The following is a 15,818-nucleotide window of genomic DNA, read 5'->3' as shown; positions in this document are numbered from 1 at the left end:
AGCTACACCGGCGCGTTGTACCGGTGGCGGGACTCGAACCCGCGGCCGCCCCATTATCAGTGGAAGTAGGTCCTGCCTTCGCACCTGGACATGCATCACTGTAGGAGGCGTACCGCGGGCCGGGCCAATGAATTAACTAGCCGCGCTTCTGGCGCTTCCAGGGCCCGGTGATCGCGAGCAGAATGCCCGGGTCCTGGATGTTGGCGTACAGGGTCTTTCCGTCGGGGGAGAAGGTGACTCCGGCGAACTCGCTGTATTCCGGCTCCTCTTCGGTGCCGACGTTCAGGTCGTTGCGGGCGATCGGGTACGTACGGCCGCTGTCGGTCGCCCCGAAGAGATGCGAGACGCCCTCGCCGTCCTCGGCGAGGACGATGCCGCCGTAGGGGGAGACGGTGATGTTGTCGGGGCCGTCGAAGGCGCCATCCGCCGACGGGTCAGTGGGGTCGGGGTTCACGCCGAGGAGGACCTTGAGGGTGAGCGTGCGGCGCCGGGGGTCGTAGAACCAGACCTGGCCGTCGTGCTGGACGGGGCTCTCCTCACGGGCGTAGGAGGAGACGATGTACGCGCCGCCGTCGCCCCACCACATGCCTTCGAGCTTGCGGGCGCGGGTGACCTCGCCCTCGTCGAACTGCTTGCGCACCGCGACCGTCTTGGCGTCGCGGTCGGGTACGTCCACCCAGTCGACGCCGTACACGGTGCCGATCTTCGTGGCGCGGGACAGATCGTCCACGTAACGGCCGCCGGAGTCATAGCACTTGGGGGCCTGCAGGACGCCGGCGTCGTCGGCGAGGGTGCGGAACTTGCCGCGGCCGTAGGTGAATCCCTTCGGCGGGACCCAGCGGAAGAAGAGGCCGTTGGGCTCGTCGTCGTCCTCGGTGAGGTAGGCGTGGCCGCGCTTGGGATCGATGACGACGGCCTCGTGGTCGTAACGGCCGAAGAACTTCAGGGGCTTGGGGTCGCGGTTGGCGCGGCGGTCGACGGGGTCGACCTCGAAGACGTAGCCGTGGTCCTTGGTCATGCCGTTCTGGCCGGCCCGGTCGGAGTTCTCCTCGCAGGTGAGCCAGGTGCCCCAAGGGGTACTGCCGCCCGCGCAGTTGGTGGAGGTGCCGGCGATGCCGACCCACTCGGCGACCTGGCCGTCGGGGCGCACCTCGACGACCGTGCAGCCGCCGGACGCGGCCGGGTCGTAGACGAGACCCTCGGTCAGCGGCACCGGGTACTCCCACTTGGCGCGCGGGCCCTTGAGCTCGTGGTTGTTGACGAGGAGGGTCGTACCGCGGGGGCCCGGGAAGGCAGCCGTGCCGTCGTGGTTGGACGGCGTGGTCTCGCCGGACTCCAGCTTTGTCTTGCCGCTGTAGGTGAGGACGCGGTACGAGAATCCGGCGGGCAGCGCGAGGATGCCCTGGGGGTCGGGGAGGAGCGGGCCGTAGCCGACGCCGCCGCCCGGGCGTTCCGCGGCTTCCCCCGCTTCCGCGTCGTCCCCCATGGTCTCGGTGTCCTGGGTCGCGAGGGCGCCCGGCGCGGTGGCGAAGGCGCCGACGCTGCCGACCAGGGCGACACCGGCACCGGTGACCGCGGACCGTCTGGCGAAGTCCCTACGAGTGAGCGGCATGCTGTCTGTTCTCCTGTGACGGTGGAGTGGGACCGTGGAGGGTGGCCGATTGTCGGCCTTAGGCCACACCGTTCCGCTTGTGACTGAACTCTGGTTGAACGCGGACCGACAACCGGGAGCCAAGGGGCCACCCATATGGCCCAGCAATTCCGGCGTGCGAACGAATGATCGGAATAACCTTCGTAAAATAGGCAGTAACCATCCGCACGACCCATGGGAGGCGAGCCGGAGTGGACGCACGTCAGGCGCGCCGCCTCCATGAGGACCGACTGATGGGGCTGGCCCATGTGACCGGTGTCGGCATCGGCCGGGACGAGGACTCGGGCGAGGACGTGATCGTCGTCTTCGTCACCCACGAGGTGCCCCGCGACCGTCTCCGGCCCGAGGACGTGATTCCGGAGGAGCTCGAGGGCGTACCCGTACGCGTGCTGCCGATGGGCGCCGACGAGACGCAGGACGACACGCCGGACGACACGCAGAGCGAGACGAAGACCGGGACAAAGGGCGAGGCGCAGGGCGAATCGCAGGGCGAGGCGCAGGGCGAGACGGAGCAGGAGCAGACACAAAGGGGCTCGTGAGTCCCGTAAGGCACCTCCGTCGAAGCCCCCTTACACCTCAACCCCCTTGCTGTGACCGCGCCTTGAACGCGGCCTTACGGGCCTCCTTGGCGACCTTCTTGTCCGGGTGGAGCCGTCCCATGGCTTCCAGGACGTCGGGCGTGGCCGGGTGTTCGACGCGCCAGGCGGCGGCGAAGAAGCTGCTGTGCTGGGCCGCGAGCCCCTCCACCAGGGACTGGAGTTCCTCGGAGTTGCCCTCCGCCGCCAGCTGGGCGGCGATCGTGTCGACGGTCAGCCAGAACACCAGCTCCTCGGAGGGTGCGGGCACGTCGGGGGCGCCCCGCTCGGTGAGCCACACCCGGGCGAGCCCGCCCAGCTCAGGGTCGTCGAGCACTTCGCGCAGGGCCTGTGAGGCCTCCCCGCCGACGAGCGACAGGGCCTGCTGGCAGAGCAGCCTCCGCAGTGGTGCGCCCGGGTCGGAGCCGCGGGCCGCGGCGAGCAACTCCCGTGCGGCGGCGAGGGGTTCACGCCGGGCGAGCCACTGCTCGGTCTCGGCCTGCGCTGCCGCGGGCGGGAACGTGGAGGTGCCCTCGAGCAGGGCGTCCGCCCCCTTGTCGGCGAGGTCGCCGACCGCCGGGGCGTGGATCCCCTCCTCCTGCAGCCGGGTCCGGATGCCGTAGAGGCCGAGCGGGGTGAGCCGCACCATTCCGTACCGCGAGATGTCCGTCTCGTCGGACGGCGCCGCAGGCTCCTCCTCGGGGTCGGTCATCAGCGTCTCGTCGACCGGCTGAAAGTCGACGAGACCGGCCGGCTCCAGAAGCCGGAACTGGTCGTCGAGCCGCATCATCACGTCCGACACCTGCTCCAGGACGTCGTTCGTGGGCTCCGCCATGTCGTCCGGCACGACCGCCGAGGCGGCGAGCGCGGGCAGTGGCACCGGGCCGGCGCCGGGTCCGTCCTCGCTGACCGTCAGCAGGTAGAGGTTGCCGAGCACGCCGTCGAGGAAGTCGGCCTCCGCGTCCGGGTCCCAGTCCAGTGCGGAGAGGTCGATCTCGCCGTCGTCGTCCATGGCGGTCATGAGGTCGTCGAGGTCGGGCACGCTGGCGTCGGCGAGCACCGTGTCCAGGGCGACGAGCCACAGGCTCAGCACGTCGGCCGGCGCACCCGAGGTGACGAGTGCCAGTTCGGCACCCTTGTCGACCGTCCCCTCCTCCTCGTCCAGGACCGCGACCAGGCCGGTGTCCACGGCCACCCGCCAGGCCTCGCTCGCGAGAGCGGCTGCGTCCTCCCCCTCGAGGCCGAGTTCCGCGGCGGCGCCCGGCAGTTGCTCCTCGACAAGTTCGCCGCCGGCTCCGACCCGGGTGTCCGGGCCGGCCCAGCGGGCGAGGCGTACGGCACGGGAGAGCAGCGGCGTGGCGAGCGCGTCCCGCGCGAGCTCCGCTTCGGACGTCAGCCGCACCGGCGGCAGGGTGGAGCTGTCTGACATCGGCTGGTTCTCTCCTCGGACGTACAACCGTGCACACGTGCATGGGGTCGGGCGGCCGTCCCGGACGTCGTGCTCCGGCCGCCCCTTGACCGCATCCTCAGCCTAGACGGATTTCAACCCACTCGGCCTAGTTCATGAACCTGTCAGGACCCGTACATGGCTGAAACCTTGACAAGTCACGTGGCCACACACGAGATTGACGCGCGTAGAGCCCTTTTGCTCCACAGGCTCCACTGGATCCACCAGTCCCTTGCACCACCCTCGTCCCGGCGCTCATGTACGTCCCCGGAGGGATTCCGTTGCCGAGCAAGTCTTCCGCGCGCATAGCCGCGCTCACCGTCGCCGCCGTCTGTTCCACCATCTCCGCCGTGGTGTTCACCGGCTCCGCCCAGGCGGAGGCCGTGGCCGTCCACGACATTCAGGGCAGCACCCGGACATCCCCGCTCGCGGGGCAGCAGGTCACGGACGTGACCGGCGTCGTGACGGGCGTACGGACCTACGGTTCGTCCCGTGGCTTCTGGATCCAGGACCCGAACGCGGACGACAACCCGGCCACCAGCGAAGGAATCTTCGTCTTCACCAGCTCCACGCCGCAGGTCGCCGTCGGGGACTCGGTGAAGGTCTCGGGCACCGTCACGGAGTTCGTGCCGGGCGGTACGTCCTCGGGCAACCAGGCGGTCACGGAGCTCACCAGGCCGACGGTGACGGTGGTGTCGAGCGGCAACGCGCTCCCGGCGGCCACGACCATCAGCGGTCGTTCCGTACCGGGCACGTACGCGCCCGCGGGCGACAAGGGCGCGAACGGCTCGGTCAACGGGCTGGCCCTGCAGCCGCGAACGTACGCCCTCGACTTCTACGAGTCCCTGGAGGGCATGAACGTCAAGATCGGCTCCTCGCGCGTGGTCACCGCCACCGACCCGTTCTCCGAGCTGTGGGTGACGGTGAAGCCGTACGAGAACCCGAACCGCCGCGGCGGCACCGTCTACGGCTCGTACGACGCGCAGAACACCGGCCGGCTGCAGATCCAGTCGCTGACCCCGACGGCCACGCAGCCGTTCCCGACGGCGAACGTCGGCGACACCCTGAAGGGCACCACCGAAGGCCCGCTCGACTACACGCAGTTCGGCGGCTACACGCTGACCGCCCGCACCCTGGGCACGGTCGCCGACGGCGGACTGGAGCGCGAGACGACCCGCAAGCAGTCGCGGAGCGAGCTGGCGGTGGCGACGTACAACGTCGAGAACCTGGACCCGACGGACGACTCGTTCGCCGATCACGCCGCCGCGATCGTGAAGAACCTGCAGTCGCCCGACATCGTGTCCCTGGAGGAGATCCAGGACAACAACGGCGCGAAGAACGACGGCACGGTCGCCGCCGACGAGACGATGCGCAAGCTGACCGACGCGATCACCGCGGCGGGCGGCCCGGCCTACGAGTGGCGGGCCATCGACCCGGTCAACCTCGCGGACGGTGGTGAGCCGGGCGGCAACATACGCCAGGTGTTCCTCTTCAACCCGGAGCGCGTCTCCTTCACCGACCGCGCGGGCGGCGACGCGACGACCGCCGTGGGCGTCACCAAGACGAACGGCAAGGCGCAGCTGACGGCGTCCCCGGGCCGTATCGACCCGGCGGACGAGGCGTGGAAGAACAGCCGCAAGCCGCTGGTGGGCGAGTTCGTCTTCCGCGGCAAGACCGTGTTCGTGATCGCGAACCACTTCGCATCGAAGGGCGGTGACCAGGCGCTGCACTCCCAGTACCAGCCGCCGGTCCGCTCCTCGGAGACCCAGCGCCACCTCCAGGCGAAGTCGGTGAACGCCTTCGTCAAGGACATCCTCGCGGCGCAGAAGAACGCGTCCGTCGTCACGCTCGGCGACATCAATGACTTCGAGTTCTCGTCGACGACGAAGCTCCTGGAGGACGACGGCGTCCTCTACTCGGCCATCAAGTCCCTGCCGAAGAGCGAGCGTTACAGCTATGACTTCCAGGGCAACAGCCAGGTCCTCGACCAGATCCTGATCAGCCCGTCGATCCGTAAGTACTGCGACTTCAGCTACGACAGCGTGCACATCAACGCGGAGTTCGCCGACCAGATCAGCGACCACGACCCGCAGGTCCTCCGGTTCAGGCCGTAGTTCCTGTGCGCGGACGAGCCCGGCCCCGTCGTCCGGGGGGCCGGGCTCGTCCGCTTTTCCGCCTCGCATGCACGCCTGCACGGGCTCAGGCGAAGACGCCGTTCAGCCAGCCCTGCCAGGCGGTCTCGTCGGCTTTGGCGTCGGCACCGGGCGCGAAGTCGTGCACCGAGATGCCGACCGGATAGCCCCAGTGGTTACGGCCGAAGAAGCGGATGAGGGCATCCTCCGTGCGCAGCCCGAGGAAGTACGGATTGCGGAAGTCGACCTCGGCGTCGAGGAGTTGACCCTCCGGACCGCGCGCCTGGACCCGCGTGCCCTCCGCGGTGTCGTCCCCGAGGCCGAGCGCCCGCCCCACCGCTGCGAAGGCGTCCGGTGCCTTGGAGTCCTCGGGTCCGTCGAAGGTCGTGAAGGCGACGACCGGGCGTCCGCCGAACTGCGTCAGGAACTGGCGCAGCGTGTGCAGATAGAAGTCCGTGTGCCGGCCCGCGGCGTCGTACTGGTTGTCCCAGTCGTCGACCAAGATGCCGCTGTGCACGTACCGCACCCAGGCACGGCGGCCCTCGTCGCGCGGTTCGATGGTGTAGTCGAGCTGGTTGAGGGTCTGCTCGGAGATGCCCTCGACGTCTTCGATGCGGTTGACGTAGCGGTGCGGCGGGTCCCAGGCGGTGACCGTGGAGCCCATCGCGCCCTTGCCACCCACGCGCGGCTCGGGCGGCTCCGAGGGCCACAGCCAGCCGCCGGTGTTGTTGGTGATCGCGTCCCACACCTGCTCCGGTGTGGCGTCGACCTCGAACTCGCGGGCGATCTCGAATTCCTTGGACATGATGGGCTCCTGAGTACTTCTGGCTGCTACTGGTTCAGTTCCGGGGCGGGTTGGTCCTCGACCGTGGGCTGGACCGCCGTGGGCTTGACCGTGGGATGGACGGCGACGACGATCCGGTGATCCCGGCCGCCCTCGGCATCGGGCGCGTCGTACTTGCGGATCAGCGCGCTCACACCGGCCGTCAACTCCTGGATGAACGCGGCCCGTTCGGCGGCCGAGGCGAAACGGACCTCGCCGTCGAGCGCGTACGTCGCCAGCCGTTTACGGGCCTTCGCCGCGCCCGTGATGAGCAAGCCGACGTCCCGGACCAGCCGGGCGCCGAGCGCGAGCAGCCAGCGGGCCGAGAGCTGGTCCCGGAAGCGGTCCGGGTCGGGCTGCACGGAGGCGAGCGCGAGCGGCGAGATGACGTACGACGCGGCGGTCGCGCGCATCAGCCGCTCGGTGACATTGCCCTTGCGGCGCTCCCCCGCGAGCTCGACCAGGCCGTGCCGCTCCAACGCCTTGAGGTGGTAGTTCACCTTCTGGCGCGGCAGCCCCACCTTGCCGGCCAGCATGGCGGCCGACGCGGGTCCGGCCGCCAGCTCGGCGAGCAACTGAGCCCTCTTGGGGTCCAGGGAGGCGGCGGCTGCCGCCGGGTCCTCGATCACGGTGACGTCCAACATGGCTCCACCGTCTCACCGAAAGTTTTTTTTGTCCAGACGGTTAGAGTTTTCGGTGCGGGCCACTTCGACGTGCGGGTCACTTCGGAGTGCGAGTCACTTCCGGGTGCGAGTCACTTCGGGACGAGGCCGAGGGCGTACGAGTACCTGCTGACCGTGGAGCCCTTCAGTCCGGGGTACGTCTGTACGCGCTCCCACTGCGGCGTGCGTGATCCGACGCCGTTACCCGGGCCGGACAGGGCGTCGATGTGGGCCTGGGCGCTCTCCCACTCCGCGTAATTGAGGACCTTCGTGCCGTCGGTGCTCAGGTGGAAGTGGGCGGAGATCCCGCCGGGGTGCTGGTTCGGCTCGCTCTCAAGAGCCTCGAACACGGCGTCCACCCAGGCGCGCTGCCGGTCGGGGTCCGGACCCTCGAACTCGACGTCGACGATCACGATGCAGCCGGGTACGCGTGGCTCCGCCTCGGGGCGGGTGCCGCTGCGGTAGTGCCGGTACCGTCCGAGGGCCACCCGCTCGATCCCGGGCACTGCGGTGTCGATCTCGTCGACGCGCTCTTGCCGGTACACCTTCGTGAACGCCTCGTAGGCCTGCTCATCCGCCCACTGCGAGTGGTGCAGCAGGGTCGTGCCGTCGTGGCCGGTGTAGACGTAATAGCCGAGCAGGCCCTCGGTCGGCCAGGGCCTGCTCTCCCAGCTGTCTGCGATCGCCTCGACGGTCTCCTTCTGCCGCTCGGGCGTCCCCACCCGCCAGGTGCTGAAGAACGGGGCTCCGACTTCGGGGCGGGTCATGTCGGGATGCGCGTCGGTACGGTGGGTGGTCATCACAGCCTCCAGTGATTCGATGCTCGGTGCGAGCACCACCCACCCTCTGACCTCAACCAAGGTTCAGGTCAAGGTCATGAAGGCGGCAACAAGATGACTGTGATGTTGTGATGGCTGCGGTGTCAGCGACGGCCCACAGCGCGGCGGAGGTCAGTGGTAGCGCGCCCGAGGCCGGTAGCGCGGCGGAAGCGGAGACCGCTCGTGCGGCGGAGACCGATGCGGCGAAGGCCCGTGGTGCGACGGAAGTCGATGGGGCCAAGACCCGTCGTCCGGCGGAAGCCGGTGCGGCGGAAGCCCCCGGGACCGCGGAGACCGATGCCGCCGAGGCCCCTCGTGCGGCGGATGCCGATGCGCCCGAGGCCCTTGGTCCGGCGGAAGCCGATGCTGCCGAGGACGGGGTTCCGGCGGTTGCCCATGATGTAGCGGTGCCCCTGGGGCTGACGGCGCAGTACCCCCGCCGCGATCACAGCTCCCACACCAGTGATCAGCAGCGACCGAGGGTGTCGCCGCCCGGCTTGACCGACCGCTGTCGCGGCGGTTCGCACGGGCTGCGGCACGTTCGCCTGCACGGCATGCCCGGCGTGGGAGGCCTTGTCCTGCACCGCGTGCCCGGCCTGAGCGGCCTTGTCCTGTACCGCGTGCCCGGCCTGAGCGGCCTTGTCCTGCACGGCATGCCCGGCGCCGGAAGCCTTGCTCTTGAGCTTCGCGCCCCCCGCACGCGCGCGGCCCCGCACATCCGCCTTGGCGGCCAGCTCCTCTACGGTGTCGCCCAGCTGCGCACGGGTCTGAGCGATCTGCTGTCGCAGTTCGTCCGGGCCCTTGGCCCCACGAGCCGCCTTCGCGGCGCCCTCGGGCGCGGCGGACTCCGCCGGCTCTCCGGCCCCGGCGGCGCCGACCCCGGCAGCCCCGGCAGCTCCGGCAGCTCCGGCAGCTCCGGCAGCTCCGGCAGCCCCAGCGGCCTCGACGCCGTTATTGTTCTTCCTCTCCTTCATCGATGAGCCCTTTCCTTGATTTCGTCAACGTCGGCCCGGACGCTGTCGAGGGTCTGCTCGGGCATGGGAGGCGCGGCGCGGCCCAGCTGGCTGCGGCCTGCCTGGCCCAGGACGGCGGCGACCACGAAGAGTACGGCCGTGACGATGAGCGCCGCGGCCCATACGGACAGCACCAGGGAAAGCGCGGCGACGCCGGTGCCGGCCAAGGCCATCACGCCCACATAGGCGATGGCGCCGGCCGCGCCCAGCAGCCCGCCACCTCGCCCCGCGCGCCGTCCCTTCTGCGCCAGCTCCGTCTTCGCGAGCCGCACTTCCTGCCGTACGAGCTCGGAGAGCTGTTCGGTGGCCTGTCCGACCAGTTCACCCACCGAGTGGTTTTCCTCCGGCCGCCGCTGCATGGTCTCGGTCACAGCGCCCCGCCTCCTCTCGTCTCGGGACGCCCGAGTACCCCACAGAGCCGCCGCTACCCGTGCCCGGCGCCCGTGCTCGCCGAGTCGGCGCTACTCCTGTCCGGCCCCGTGCTCGCCTTGGAGGGTTCGCAGCCGCTCGCAGGAGAGTGTGCACGAGGTCGAGTTAGCTCGATCGTGTGATGGTCGGCTCGCGGGCTTGCGGCACCGTGGGCCGACCGGGTTAACGTGATCGTGCGATCTGGGACGCCGAGTACGGCGCCAGTGTGCGGGGCCCCCGCTCCACCGGAGGATGGTTCGGGGCCTCCCCGTCGCCGCTGGCCGTACCCAGCTGGCCAGGGAACTGGCCTCCCGGGACCGGACCACGCACAGGATGCGTGTCGCCGACCTGGGGTTGAGTACGCCGGGGACCAGTGCGCCCAAGACCGTTCGGGGCGTGCGGCTGACCGGGCTCACTCCTGCTCAGTCTTCAGGAACGGTGCTGAAGATCCTGGTCGGATCAGCGAGCGGCGTCCGGTGCGTGCAGCTGCAAGGCGCCGGAACGCCCTCGTAGCGGAGCTCCGAGGGCGTTCCGGCAACGCGGCAGATGTGCGTGCCAGGCGTCCTTCAGCACCCTCCTAGCCGGGCCAGCTGGGTCTGGAACCAGTCGAGCCGGGCCTGCAGGAGCGCGGCCTCGGCGATCAGCTCGGACACGCCGAGCCCTTCGGGCAGGTCTCCGCCGGACGGTGCGGCACCTCCCCCGGCCCGTACCCGCAGCCCCTCTCCGCCCAGCCGCGCGAAGGTCGCCAGGGATACGGACGGACGGCCGCGTACGCATCCGGCGCAGCTCGCCGCGAGCGCCCGCCAGCCGGGCTTGCCCCAACCGGCGTCGGCCAGCGCCACGGCCACGGAGCCGCACGTACAGGGGCCGACCGTGGCGGTACGGACCCGCTGCCGGGCGTAACGGAACCCGAGCTCGAAGCGCAGATAGGCGCCGAGGACCGACACCTCGAGGAGTACGGCGTTCCGGTGCTCGGCGGTGCACAGCATGGCCTCCGCCGCCGTGCGGTCGTGCACGCAGTGGAAGCCGCAGTCGCAGCGGCGATGCGGTGCCCGGTGCCGCAGCCCGTACACGCAGCGGGCCTCGTCGAGCACCCCGTACGGCAGCGCGCCGCCCAGCGACACACCGGTGAACCCGGCCCGGCTGCCGTCCTGCGACAGCATCGGGTGGGCGATCTTGAATCCGGTGGGCGGCTCCGCCGGACGTTCCTCGGGGAGCCGCCACCTCATCGCGCGACCGGAACCTCTTCGGCGGCGGGCTCCAACTCCTCGATCTGTTCAGTGAGTTGAAGCTCTTCCTGTTCCTCTTCCACCCACGGCCGCTCCTCGGCGACTCCGGTGGCGAGCGCCTTACCCAGCCTCATAACGCCTCCCGTGACCGATCACCAACTACCGTTCCTCGCCATGGTGACCCAAAGGCCGCCGAGTTCCTAGACCGCGCTCGCACGCTCGCATTCGGCCACAGCACAGGTTTCCTTACGGATATCTCGTAGAAGAATTAAGTGGAGCTTCAGCGTCGGTGTGCCGAAACTACGGACATGACCACGCCCTCCGCCCCGCCCTTCGGCCGCGCCCTCTGCGCGATGATCACGCCCTTCACCGAGGACGGGCTTCTCGATCTTGACGGTGCGCAGGCCCTGGCCGAGCGGCTGGTCACGGACGGGTGTGAGGGGCTGGTGCTGTCGGGGACGACCGGGGAGTCGCCGACCACGACGGACATCGAGAAGGCCGCGCTCGTGCGGGCCGTGGTCGAGGCGGTCGGGGAACGGGCCGCGGTGGTGGCGGGCGTCGGCACCTCCGACACACGGCACACGATCGAGCTGGCCCAGGAGGCCGAAAAGGCGGGCGCGGACGGCCTGTTGGTGGTCTCGCCCTACTACAGCAAGCCGCCCCAGGAAGCCCTCGAGGCCCACTTCCGGGAGATCGCGGACGCGTCCGGACTGCCGCTCGCGCTGTACGACATCCCGGGCCGCACCGCCACCCGCATCGAGCCGGAGACCATGCTGCGCCTCGCCGCACATCCGCGGATCGTGGCGGTCAAGGACTGCGCGTACGACCTGCTCGGCACCCAGAAGGTACTGGCCCGCACTGACCTGGCGTACTACACGGGCTGCGAGGAGTTCACGCTGCCCCTGTACGCGGTGGGCGGCGCCGGCTTCATCAGCACCGTCGCGAACGCCGCCCCCCGCCAACTCCGGGGAATCCTGGACGAGTTCGACGCCGGAAACACCACGGAGGCCGCCCGCCGACAGCGACAGGCCATCCCGCTCATCGAGTTGATGATGGCCTCCGGCCTGCCCGGCACGGTCACGGCGAAGGCCCTGCTCGGTGCCCTCGGCCTCCCCGCCGGTCCGGTTCGCGCACCGCTGAGGCCCGCCGGCCGGGAAGCGGTCGACGGGCTGATGGCGGCGTACCAGGAGCTGATCAGCGCTCGCTGAAGATCGGCGTCCATTGCGCCTTGCGGAAGCCGCTCAGCGGTACCATCTTGTCGCTGCCCATGGTGACCAGCAGCAGCCCGTTACGGAACTTGCTCTTGCCGTCGCACTTCTTCGGATCACAGCCCCAGACGAAGAGCCGTTTGTTGTCGGCCCAGGCCAGCGTCTCATGCCGCCCCCCGGGCACGACGGCGACCTCGCGGCCGGAGTAGGCGTCGCGGACCGAGCCGCTCGCGACGAGCTTGCCGTCCGGGGACACTCCCGCGCCGTAGCGCGGGTGCAGGCCCTTCTCGTTCGCGGGCACGTCGACCTCGTTGCCCTCGAAGTCGTAGTACCGCCTCTCGTAATTCGAATAGACCAGCTTGCCGTCGTGGCTGAAGGCGAAGTCCTGGCGCACTCTGAAGCCGGGCCCGGGCGACGCGACCCCGTTCCAGGAGCCCTTGCCCGAGTCGACGTCGATGACATAGAAGCCGGTCCGGCTCGACTCGCAACACGGCCACTCGGACCCCGGCTCCCAGCTCTTCTTGCCGTCAGCGTCGTGGTCCACCAGGTACAGCAGGTCGGGGTTCCTGCTGTACGTCGTAGCGACGAGCTTGCCGCCGTCTGGCGAGAACGCGACGGCCGCGACGCCGCGGTCCACCGTGATCCAGCGTTCGACCTCGCCGGTGAACAGGTCGAGCAGGCCGATCCGCTTGGTGGGCAGGTCGTTCTCCAGGACGGCGGCGGTCCGCATGCCGGGAGCGACGTCGATGAAGGACCACTTGGCCGCCTTCTCGTATGTGCCGGTCTTCTGGTCGAGCAGTCGGTAATCGCGGACGTGGACGCCACGGTCGTCCGTCTGCTTGACGGTCTTCCGGACGTAGTACGCGGCCAGCGCCACGTCCCCCGCCGCGATCAGGTCGCGCGGCGGCGACTGGTCCGGGTGGGCGATGACGTCGTTCCGGTTCGTCTCGGTCGCGAGCCGCACCTCGTCCTTGCCGGACTCCAGCCCCGGCACCGCCACCGCGATGGCGACCGCCGCTGTGGTGGCCGCGGCGACGGCCGCGAGCCTACGGGTCCGGCGGCGGCGCCGGACCGTCAGCACCCGGTCGGCGAACCCCGGCGGGACGGGCACGGCCTCGGTGGCCTGCTCCCGCAAGGAGTCACGCACCAGTTCGTCGACGTTCACGGGCGTACCTCCACGGGTGAGAAGTCACGGGACGGGTTCTGTTCGGCGTCGGCGAGTCCGAGTGCGGCCAGTTCGGGGGCGAGGGCGCGCAGCCGGGCGAGCGAGCGGTGCGTGGTGGAGCGCACAGTCCCGACGGAACAGCCGAGGATCCGGGCCACATCGGCCTCCGGCAGATCCTCGAAGTACCGCAACACGAGCACGGTCCGCTGCCGCGGGGTCAGTCGTGCCAGCGCCCCGCGCATGACGATGCGCAGTTCGGCGTTGGAGGCGGCGTCACCGTCGCCCGTCCCCTCGGGCGGCTCGGCGACCGTCAGCTCCCGTCTTCGCCACTTCAGCCGCCACCGGCTCACCTGCTGCCGGTACAGGATCCGCCGTACGTAGGCTTCGGGCTCGTCGATCCGCTGCCATCGGCCCGCGGCCTTGATCAGCGCGTTCTGCAGCAGATCTTCGGCGGCGTGCCGGTCTCCGCCGCTGAGCAGGACGGCGGTCTTCAGCAACGCCGGCGACCGGTTCTCCACGAACTCCCGGAAGCGCTCCTGCCCTTGGGCATCCATTGTCACCTTCTCTTTCCCGGCGGGCCTCCCCCGCTGTGCATTCCTTGTGACGCGCGCAGCCTTCGCCCGCTATGCCTGTGCCACAAGGAAAGTTCCCGCCTCCGCACAGCCGAGCGCCCTCCCGCAGTCGGCGGGAGGGCGCTCGGCACGCATCACGTACGTCAGTTGTGGCTGTGAAGGATGTCGTTCAGCCCGCCCCACGCCGCATTGTTCGGCCGCGCCTCGACCGTGCCGCTGATCGAGTTGCGGCGGAAGAGAATGTTCGAGGCGCCGGAGAGTTCGCGGGCCTTGACGATCTGGCCGTCGGGCATCGTGACGCGGGTGCCGGCGGTGACGTACAGGCCCGCCTCGACCACGCACTCGTCACCGAGCGCGATACCGACGCCCGCCTCGGCGCCGACGAGGCAGCGCTCACCGATGGTGATGCGGACGTTGCCACCGCCGGAGAGGGTCCCCATGGTGGAGGCGCCGCCGCCGATGTCCGAACCGTTGCCCACCACGACCCCGGCGGAGATACGGCCCTCGACCATCGACGTGCCGAGCGTGCCCGCGTTGAAGTTCACGAAGCCCTCGTGCATGACCGTGGTGCCCTCGGCGAGGTGGGCGCCGAGGCGGACCCGGTCGGCGTCGGCGATGCGTACACCCTTCGGCGCCACGTAGTCCGTCATACGCGGGAACTTGTCGACGGACGTCACCGCCAGGTGGAGGCCCTCGGCGCGGGCGTTCAGCCGGACCTTCTCGAGGTCGTCGACGGCGACCGGGCCGAGCGAGGTCCAGGCGACGTTGGCAAGGTGCGCGAACATGCCGTCCAGGCTCTGGCCGTGCGGCTGCACCAGACGGTGCGAGAGCAGGTGGAGGCGCAGGTACACGTCATGCGCGTCGATCGGCTTCTCTTCGAGCGAGGTGATGACCGTACGGACCGCGACCACCTCGACGCCCCGGCGGGCGTCCGGACCGATCGCCGCGGTCGCGCCTCCGCCGAGCAGCTCGGCGGCCCTCTCGGCGGACAGCCGTTCCGTACCGGACGGCCCGGGCTCGGCGACGAGCTCCGGCGCGGGGAACCAGGTGTCGAGAACGGTGCCGTCACCGGCGACCGTGGCGAGCCCGGCGGCGACGGCGCCGGTGGTACGAGAAGCAGTCGTGTCGGTCATGAGGGAAACCTAACCGCCGGAGGCCTGCGGGTGCCAACCAGTGCGCCCGGCGTCTCAGGTGCCGGGCGCACCACCCCCTCAGCAACGGCTCAGGGCCGCTCGCCCTTCTCTTCGACGAGCCCCATGGCGAGCCGGGCGCCGTTGAGGACGACCTGGTCCTCGCGCTCGACGAAGCGGTAGCCGCTGGAGAGGTACGTCGTCGGGTCGAGCAGCGTCTCGTCGCGGCTCCCGCCCGGACTGTCGCCCTTCAGGTAGAGCGCGATCGCGTCGCGTCCCGCCGCGTCCAGAACCTGGGCGGCCCGCACACCGGGGATCGTGGCCATGGCCCGGTACACCTTGGCGAGCCCTTCGGGGTCGATCACATACGCCCGGCTGATGATCGCGCTGAGTGCCCGGTACTCGTGCTGCGTACGGGTCTCCCCCGGGTCGGTGACGTTGAAGAAGGCCCGGGCCTCGGCGCGTACCCGCTCCGGATCGTCGGGCAGGCTCTTGAGGAACGCGTACTGCTCGCGGGGCGAGTGGTCGTCGCCCGCCTTCCCGTCCTCCATGGATGGATCGGCGTACTTGATCCAGTTCTCGCTCGTGTGGGGCCCCGGCTGCTCCTCGTCCGTCGTGTTCGTCTCGACGGACTTGAGGTAGACCCACTGGCCGTCGCGCGGGTTGGCGGGGGGACGCGCCGCGATGACGTCCGCCGCTTCGTTCAGCAGGTTCTTCGCACTGCCGAGTTCCAGTGTGTAGCCCGGTTGGGATCCTGGTTGCGTACGTCCGTCATCGCCGACCACCTGCGTGCCGATCACCGCTGCCGCCGTGATCGCCACTGCGGCCGCGACCGTGGCGAGCCGCCAGTCGGCTCGCAGCCTGCGACCGCGGGCACCGCGGCGCGTCTCCTGCAGCAACCGCTCGCGCCCTTCGGCGAGGCGGGCGCGGGACGGGGCGGGGGCGTCGGCCCGCAGTTCACGGACCGCTGTCATCTCGTCCATGG

At 70.2% G+C, this 15,818-nt stretch carries 16 protein-coding genes; 3 read left to right on the top strand and 13 right to left on the bottom strand.

What is annotated here, in order from left to right; translation table 11 throughout:
• Positions 1 to 136 precede the first annotated feature (136 nt).
• Positions 137 to 1,612 (bottom strand): alkaline phosphatase PhoX, encoded by a 1,476-nt coding sequence (locus ACGFNK_RS13115; protein ID WP_393415214.1) that lies wholly within the window; start codon positions 1,610 to 1,612, stop codon positions 137 to 139.
• A 230-nt stretch (positions 1,613 to 1,842) separates the two neighbouring features.
• On the opposite strand from ACGFNK_RS13115, the gene ACGFNK_RS13110 reads away from it, so the two are divergent.
• Positions 1,843 to 2,190, top strand: coding sequence for a hypothetical protein (locus ACGFNK_RS13110; RefSeq protein ID WP_393415211.1), 348 nt, complete (start codon positions 1,843 to 1,845; stop codon positions 2,188 to 2,190).
• 37 nt (positions 2,191 to 2,227) lie between these two features.
• On the opposite strand, the gene ACGFNK_RS13105 is transcribed toward ACGFNK_RS13110, so the two are convergent.
• On the bottom strand, positions 2,228 to 3,655 hold the full coding sequence (locus tag ACGFNK_RS13105; RefSeq protein ID WP_393415208.1) for a hypothetical protein: 1,428 nt from the start codon (positions 3,653 to 3,655) through the stop codon (positions 2,228 to 2,230).
• A 299-nt stretch (positions 3,656 to 3,954) separates the two neighbouring features.
• On the opposite strand from ACGFNK_RS13105, the gene ACGFNK_RS13100 reads away from it, so the two are divergent.
• Positions 3,955 to 5,787, top strand: coding sequence for an endonuclease/exonuclease/phosphatase family protein (locus ACGFNK_RS13100; protein ID WP_393415206.1), 1,833 nt, complete (start codon positions 3,955 to 3,957; stop codon positions 5,785 to 5,787).
• 85 nt (positions 5,788 to 5,872) lie between these two features.
• Here ACGFNK_RS13100 and ACGFNK_RS13095 read toward each other — a convergent pair whose 3' ends face one another.
• From ACGFNK_RS13095 to ACGFNK_RS13065, 7 genes are all read right to left on the bottom strand, one after another.
• Entirely contained in the window at positions 5,873 to 6,610 is a 738-nt protein-coding gene (locus tag ACGFNK_RS13095; RefSeq protein WP_393415203.1) for an SRPBCC domain-containing protein, read from the bottom strand.
• A 26-nt stretch (positions 6,611 to 6,636) separates the two neighbouring features.
• The gene (locus ACGFNK_RS13090; RefSeq protein ID WP_393415200.1) at positions 6,637 to 7,272 is read right to left on the bottom strand and encodes an ArsR/SmtB family transcription factor; all 636 of its coding nucleotides are present in this window, start codon (positions 7,270 to 7,272) and stop codon (positions 6,637 to 6,639) included.
• A 110-nt stretch (positions 7,273 to 7,382) separates the two neighbouring features.
• Positions 7,383 to 8,090 carry an antibiotic biosynthesis monooxygenase family protein gene (locus ACGFNK_RS13085; protein WP_393415197.1) on the bottom strand — a complete coding sequence of 236 codons (708 nt, stop codon included), beginning with the start codon at positions 8,088 to 8,090 and terminating at the stop codon, positions 7,383 to 7,385.
• 122 nt (positions 8,091 to 8,212) lie between these two features.
• A complete protein-coding gene (locus ACGFNK_RS13080) occupies positions 8,213 to 9,082 on the bottom strand; it encodes a DUF3618 domain-containing protein (protein WP_393415195.1) in 870 nt (289 codons plus the stop codon).
• Positions 9,079 to 9,492, bottom strand: a complete 414-nt coding sequence (locus tag ACGFNK_RS13075) for a phage holin family protein (RefSeq protein WP_393415192.1) — start codon at positions 9,490 to 9,492, stop codon at positions 9,079 to 9,081. The genes ACGFNK_RS13080 and ACGFNK_RS13075 overlap by 4 nt, the downstream gene beginning before the upstream one ends.
• Before the next feature lie 603 nt (positions 9,493 to 10,095).
• Positions 10,096 to 10,758 carry a hypothetical protein gene (locus tag ACGFNK_RS13070; RefSeq protein WP_393415189.1) on the bottom strand — a complete coding sequence of 221 codons (663 nt, stop codon included), beginning with the start codon at positions 10,756 to 10,758 and terminating at the stop codon, positions 10,096 to 10,098.
• Entirely contained in the window at positions 10,755 to 10,892 is a 138-nt protein-coding gene (locus tag ACGFNK_RS13065; RefSeq protein ID WP_393415186.1) for a hypothetical protein, read from the bottom strand. Before ACGFNK_RS13065 ends, ACGFNK_RS13070 begins: the two co-directional genes overlap by 4 nt.
• Positions 10,893 to 11,066: 174 nt before the next feature.
• Between ACGFNK_RS13065 and dapA the strand changes: the two genes are divergently transcribed.
• Complete coding sequence (dapA, locus tag ACGFNK_RS13060; protein ID WP_393415183.1) at positions 11,067 to 11,966, top strand: 4-hydroxy-tetrahydrodipicolinate synthase; 900 nt, start codon at positions 11,067 to 11,069, stop codon at positions 11,964 to 11,966.
• Here the strand turns inward: dapA and ACGFNK_RS13055 are convergent.
• The 4 genes from ACGFNK_RS13055 to ACGFNK_RS13040 all read right to left on the bottom strand — a co-directional run bounded on the left by ACGFNK_RS13055 (position 11,953) and on the right by ACGFNK_RS13040 (position 15,816).
• Positions 11,953 to 13,131 carry a WD40 repeat domain-containing protein gene (locus ACGFNK_RS13055; RefSeq protein ID WP_393415180.1) on the bottom strand — a complete coding sequence of 393 codons (1,179 nt, stop codon included), beginning with the start codon at positions 13,129 to 13,131 and terminating at the stop codon, positions 11,953 to 11,955. The two genes, dapA and ACGFNK_RS13055, sit on opposite strands and share 14 nt — an antisense overlap.
• Positions 13,128 to 13,685, bottom strand: coding sequence for a SigE family RNA polymerase sigma factor (locus tag ACGFNK_RS13050; protein ID WP_393415177.1), 558 nt, complete (start codon positions 13,683 to 13,685; stop codon positions 13,128 to 13,130). The genes ACGFNK_RS13055 and ACGFNK_RS13050 overlap by 4 nt, the downstream gene beginning before the upstream one ends.
• Before the next feature lie 161 nt (positions 13,686 to 13,846).
• On the bottom strand, positions 13,847 to 14,836 hold the full coding sequence (gene dapD, locus ACGFNK_RS13045) for a 2,3,4,5-tetrahydropyridine-2,6-dicarboxylate N-succinyltransferase (RefSeq protein WP_393415174.1): 990 nt from the start codon (positions 14,834 to 14,836) through the stop codon (positions 13,847 to 13,849).
• A gap of 89 nt (positions 14,837 to 14,925) precedes the next feature.
• Entirely contained in the window at positions 14,926 to 15,816 is an 891-nt protein-coding gene (locus ACGFNK_RS13040; protein ID WP_393415171.1) for a CU044_5270 family protein, read from the bottom strand.
• Positions 15,817 to 15,818: the final 2 nt, after the last annotated feature.

The sequence above is a fragment of the Streptomyces sp. NPDC048825 genome, assembly GCF_043198355.1.
GTDB classification, from domain to species: Bacteria; Actinomycetota; Actinomycetes; order Streptomycetales; family Streptomycetaceae; genus Streptomyces; species Streptomyces xiangluensis.
This window is presented reverse-complemented; position numbering and strand designations above follow the sequence as displayed.

Excerpts from the sequence above, each read along its gene's own strand:
- ACGFNK_RS13050 (WP_393415177.1), bottom strand. The coding sequence starts at position 13,685 with ATGGATGCCCAAGGGCAGGAGCGCTTCCGGGAGTTCGTGGAGAACCGG.
- ACGFNK_RS13085 (WP_393415197.1), bottom strand. The coding sequence starts at position 8,090 with ATGACCACCCACCGTACCGACGCGCATCCCGACATGACCCGCCCCGAA.
- dapD (WP_393415174.1), bottom strand. The coding sequence starts at position 14,836 with ATGACCGACACGACTGCTTCTCGTACCACCGGCGCCGTCGCCGCCGGG.
- dapA (WP_393415183.1), top strand. The coding sequence starts at position 11,067 with ATGACCACGCCCTCCGCCCCGCCCTTCGGCCGCGCCCTCTGCGCGATG.
- ACGFNK_RS13080 (WP_393415195.1), bottom strand. The coding sequence starts at position 9,082 with ATGAAGGAGAGGAAGAACAATAACGGCGTCGAGGCCGCTGGGGCTGCC.
- ACGFNK_RS13090 (WP_393415200.1), bottom strand. The coding sequence starts at position 7,272 with ATGTTGGACGTCACCGTGATCGAGGACCCGGCGGCAGCCGCCGCCTCC.
- ACGFNK_RS13040 (WP_393415171.1), bottom strand. The coding sequence starts at position 15,816 with ATGGACGAGATGACAGCGGTCCGTGAACTGCGGGCCGACGCCCCCGCC.
- ACGFNK_RS13065 (WP_393415186.1), bottom strand. The coding sequence starts at position 10,892 with ATGAGGCTGGGTAAGGCGCTCGCCACCGGAGTCGCCGAGGAGCGGCCG.
- ACGFNK_RS13070 (WP_393415189.1), bottom strand. The coding sequence starts at position 10,758 with ATGAGGTGGCGGCTCCCCGAGGAACGTCCGGCGGAGCCGCCCACCGGA.
- ACGFNK_RS13105 (WP_393415208.1), bottom strand. The coding sequence starts at position 3,655 with ATGTCAGACAGCTCCACCCTGCCGCCGGTGCGGCTGACGTCCGAAGCG.
- ACGFNK_RS13115 (WP_393415214.1), bottom strand. The coding sequence starts at position 1,612 with ATGCCGCTCACTCGTAGGGACTTCGCCAGACGGTCCGCGGTCACCGGT.
- ACGFNK_RS13095 (WP_393415203.1), bottom strand. The coding sequence starts at position 6,610 with ATGTCCAAGGAATTCGAGATCGCCCGCGAGTTCGAGGTCGACGCCACA.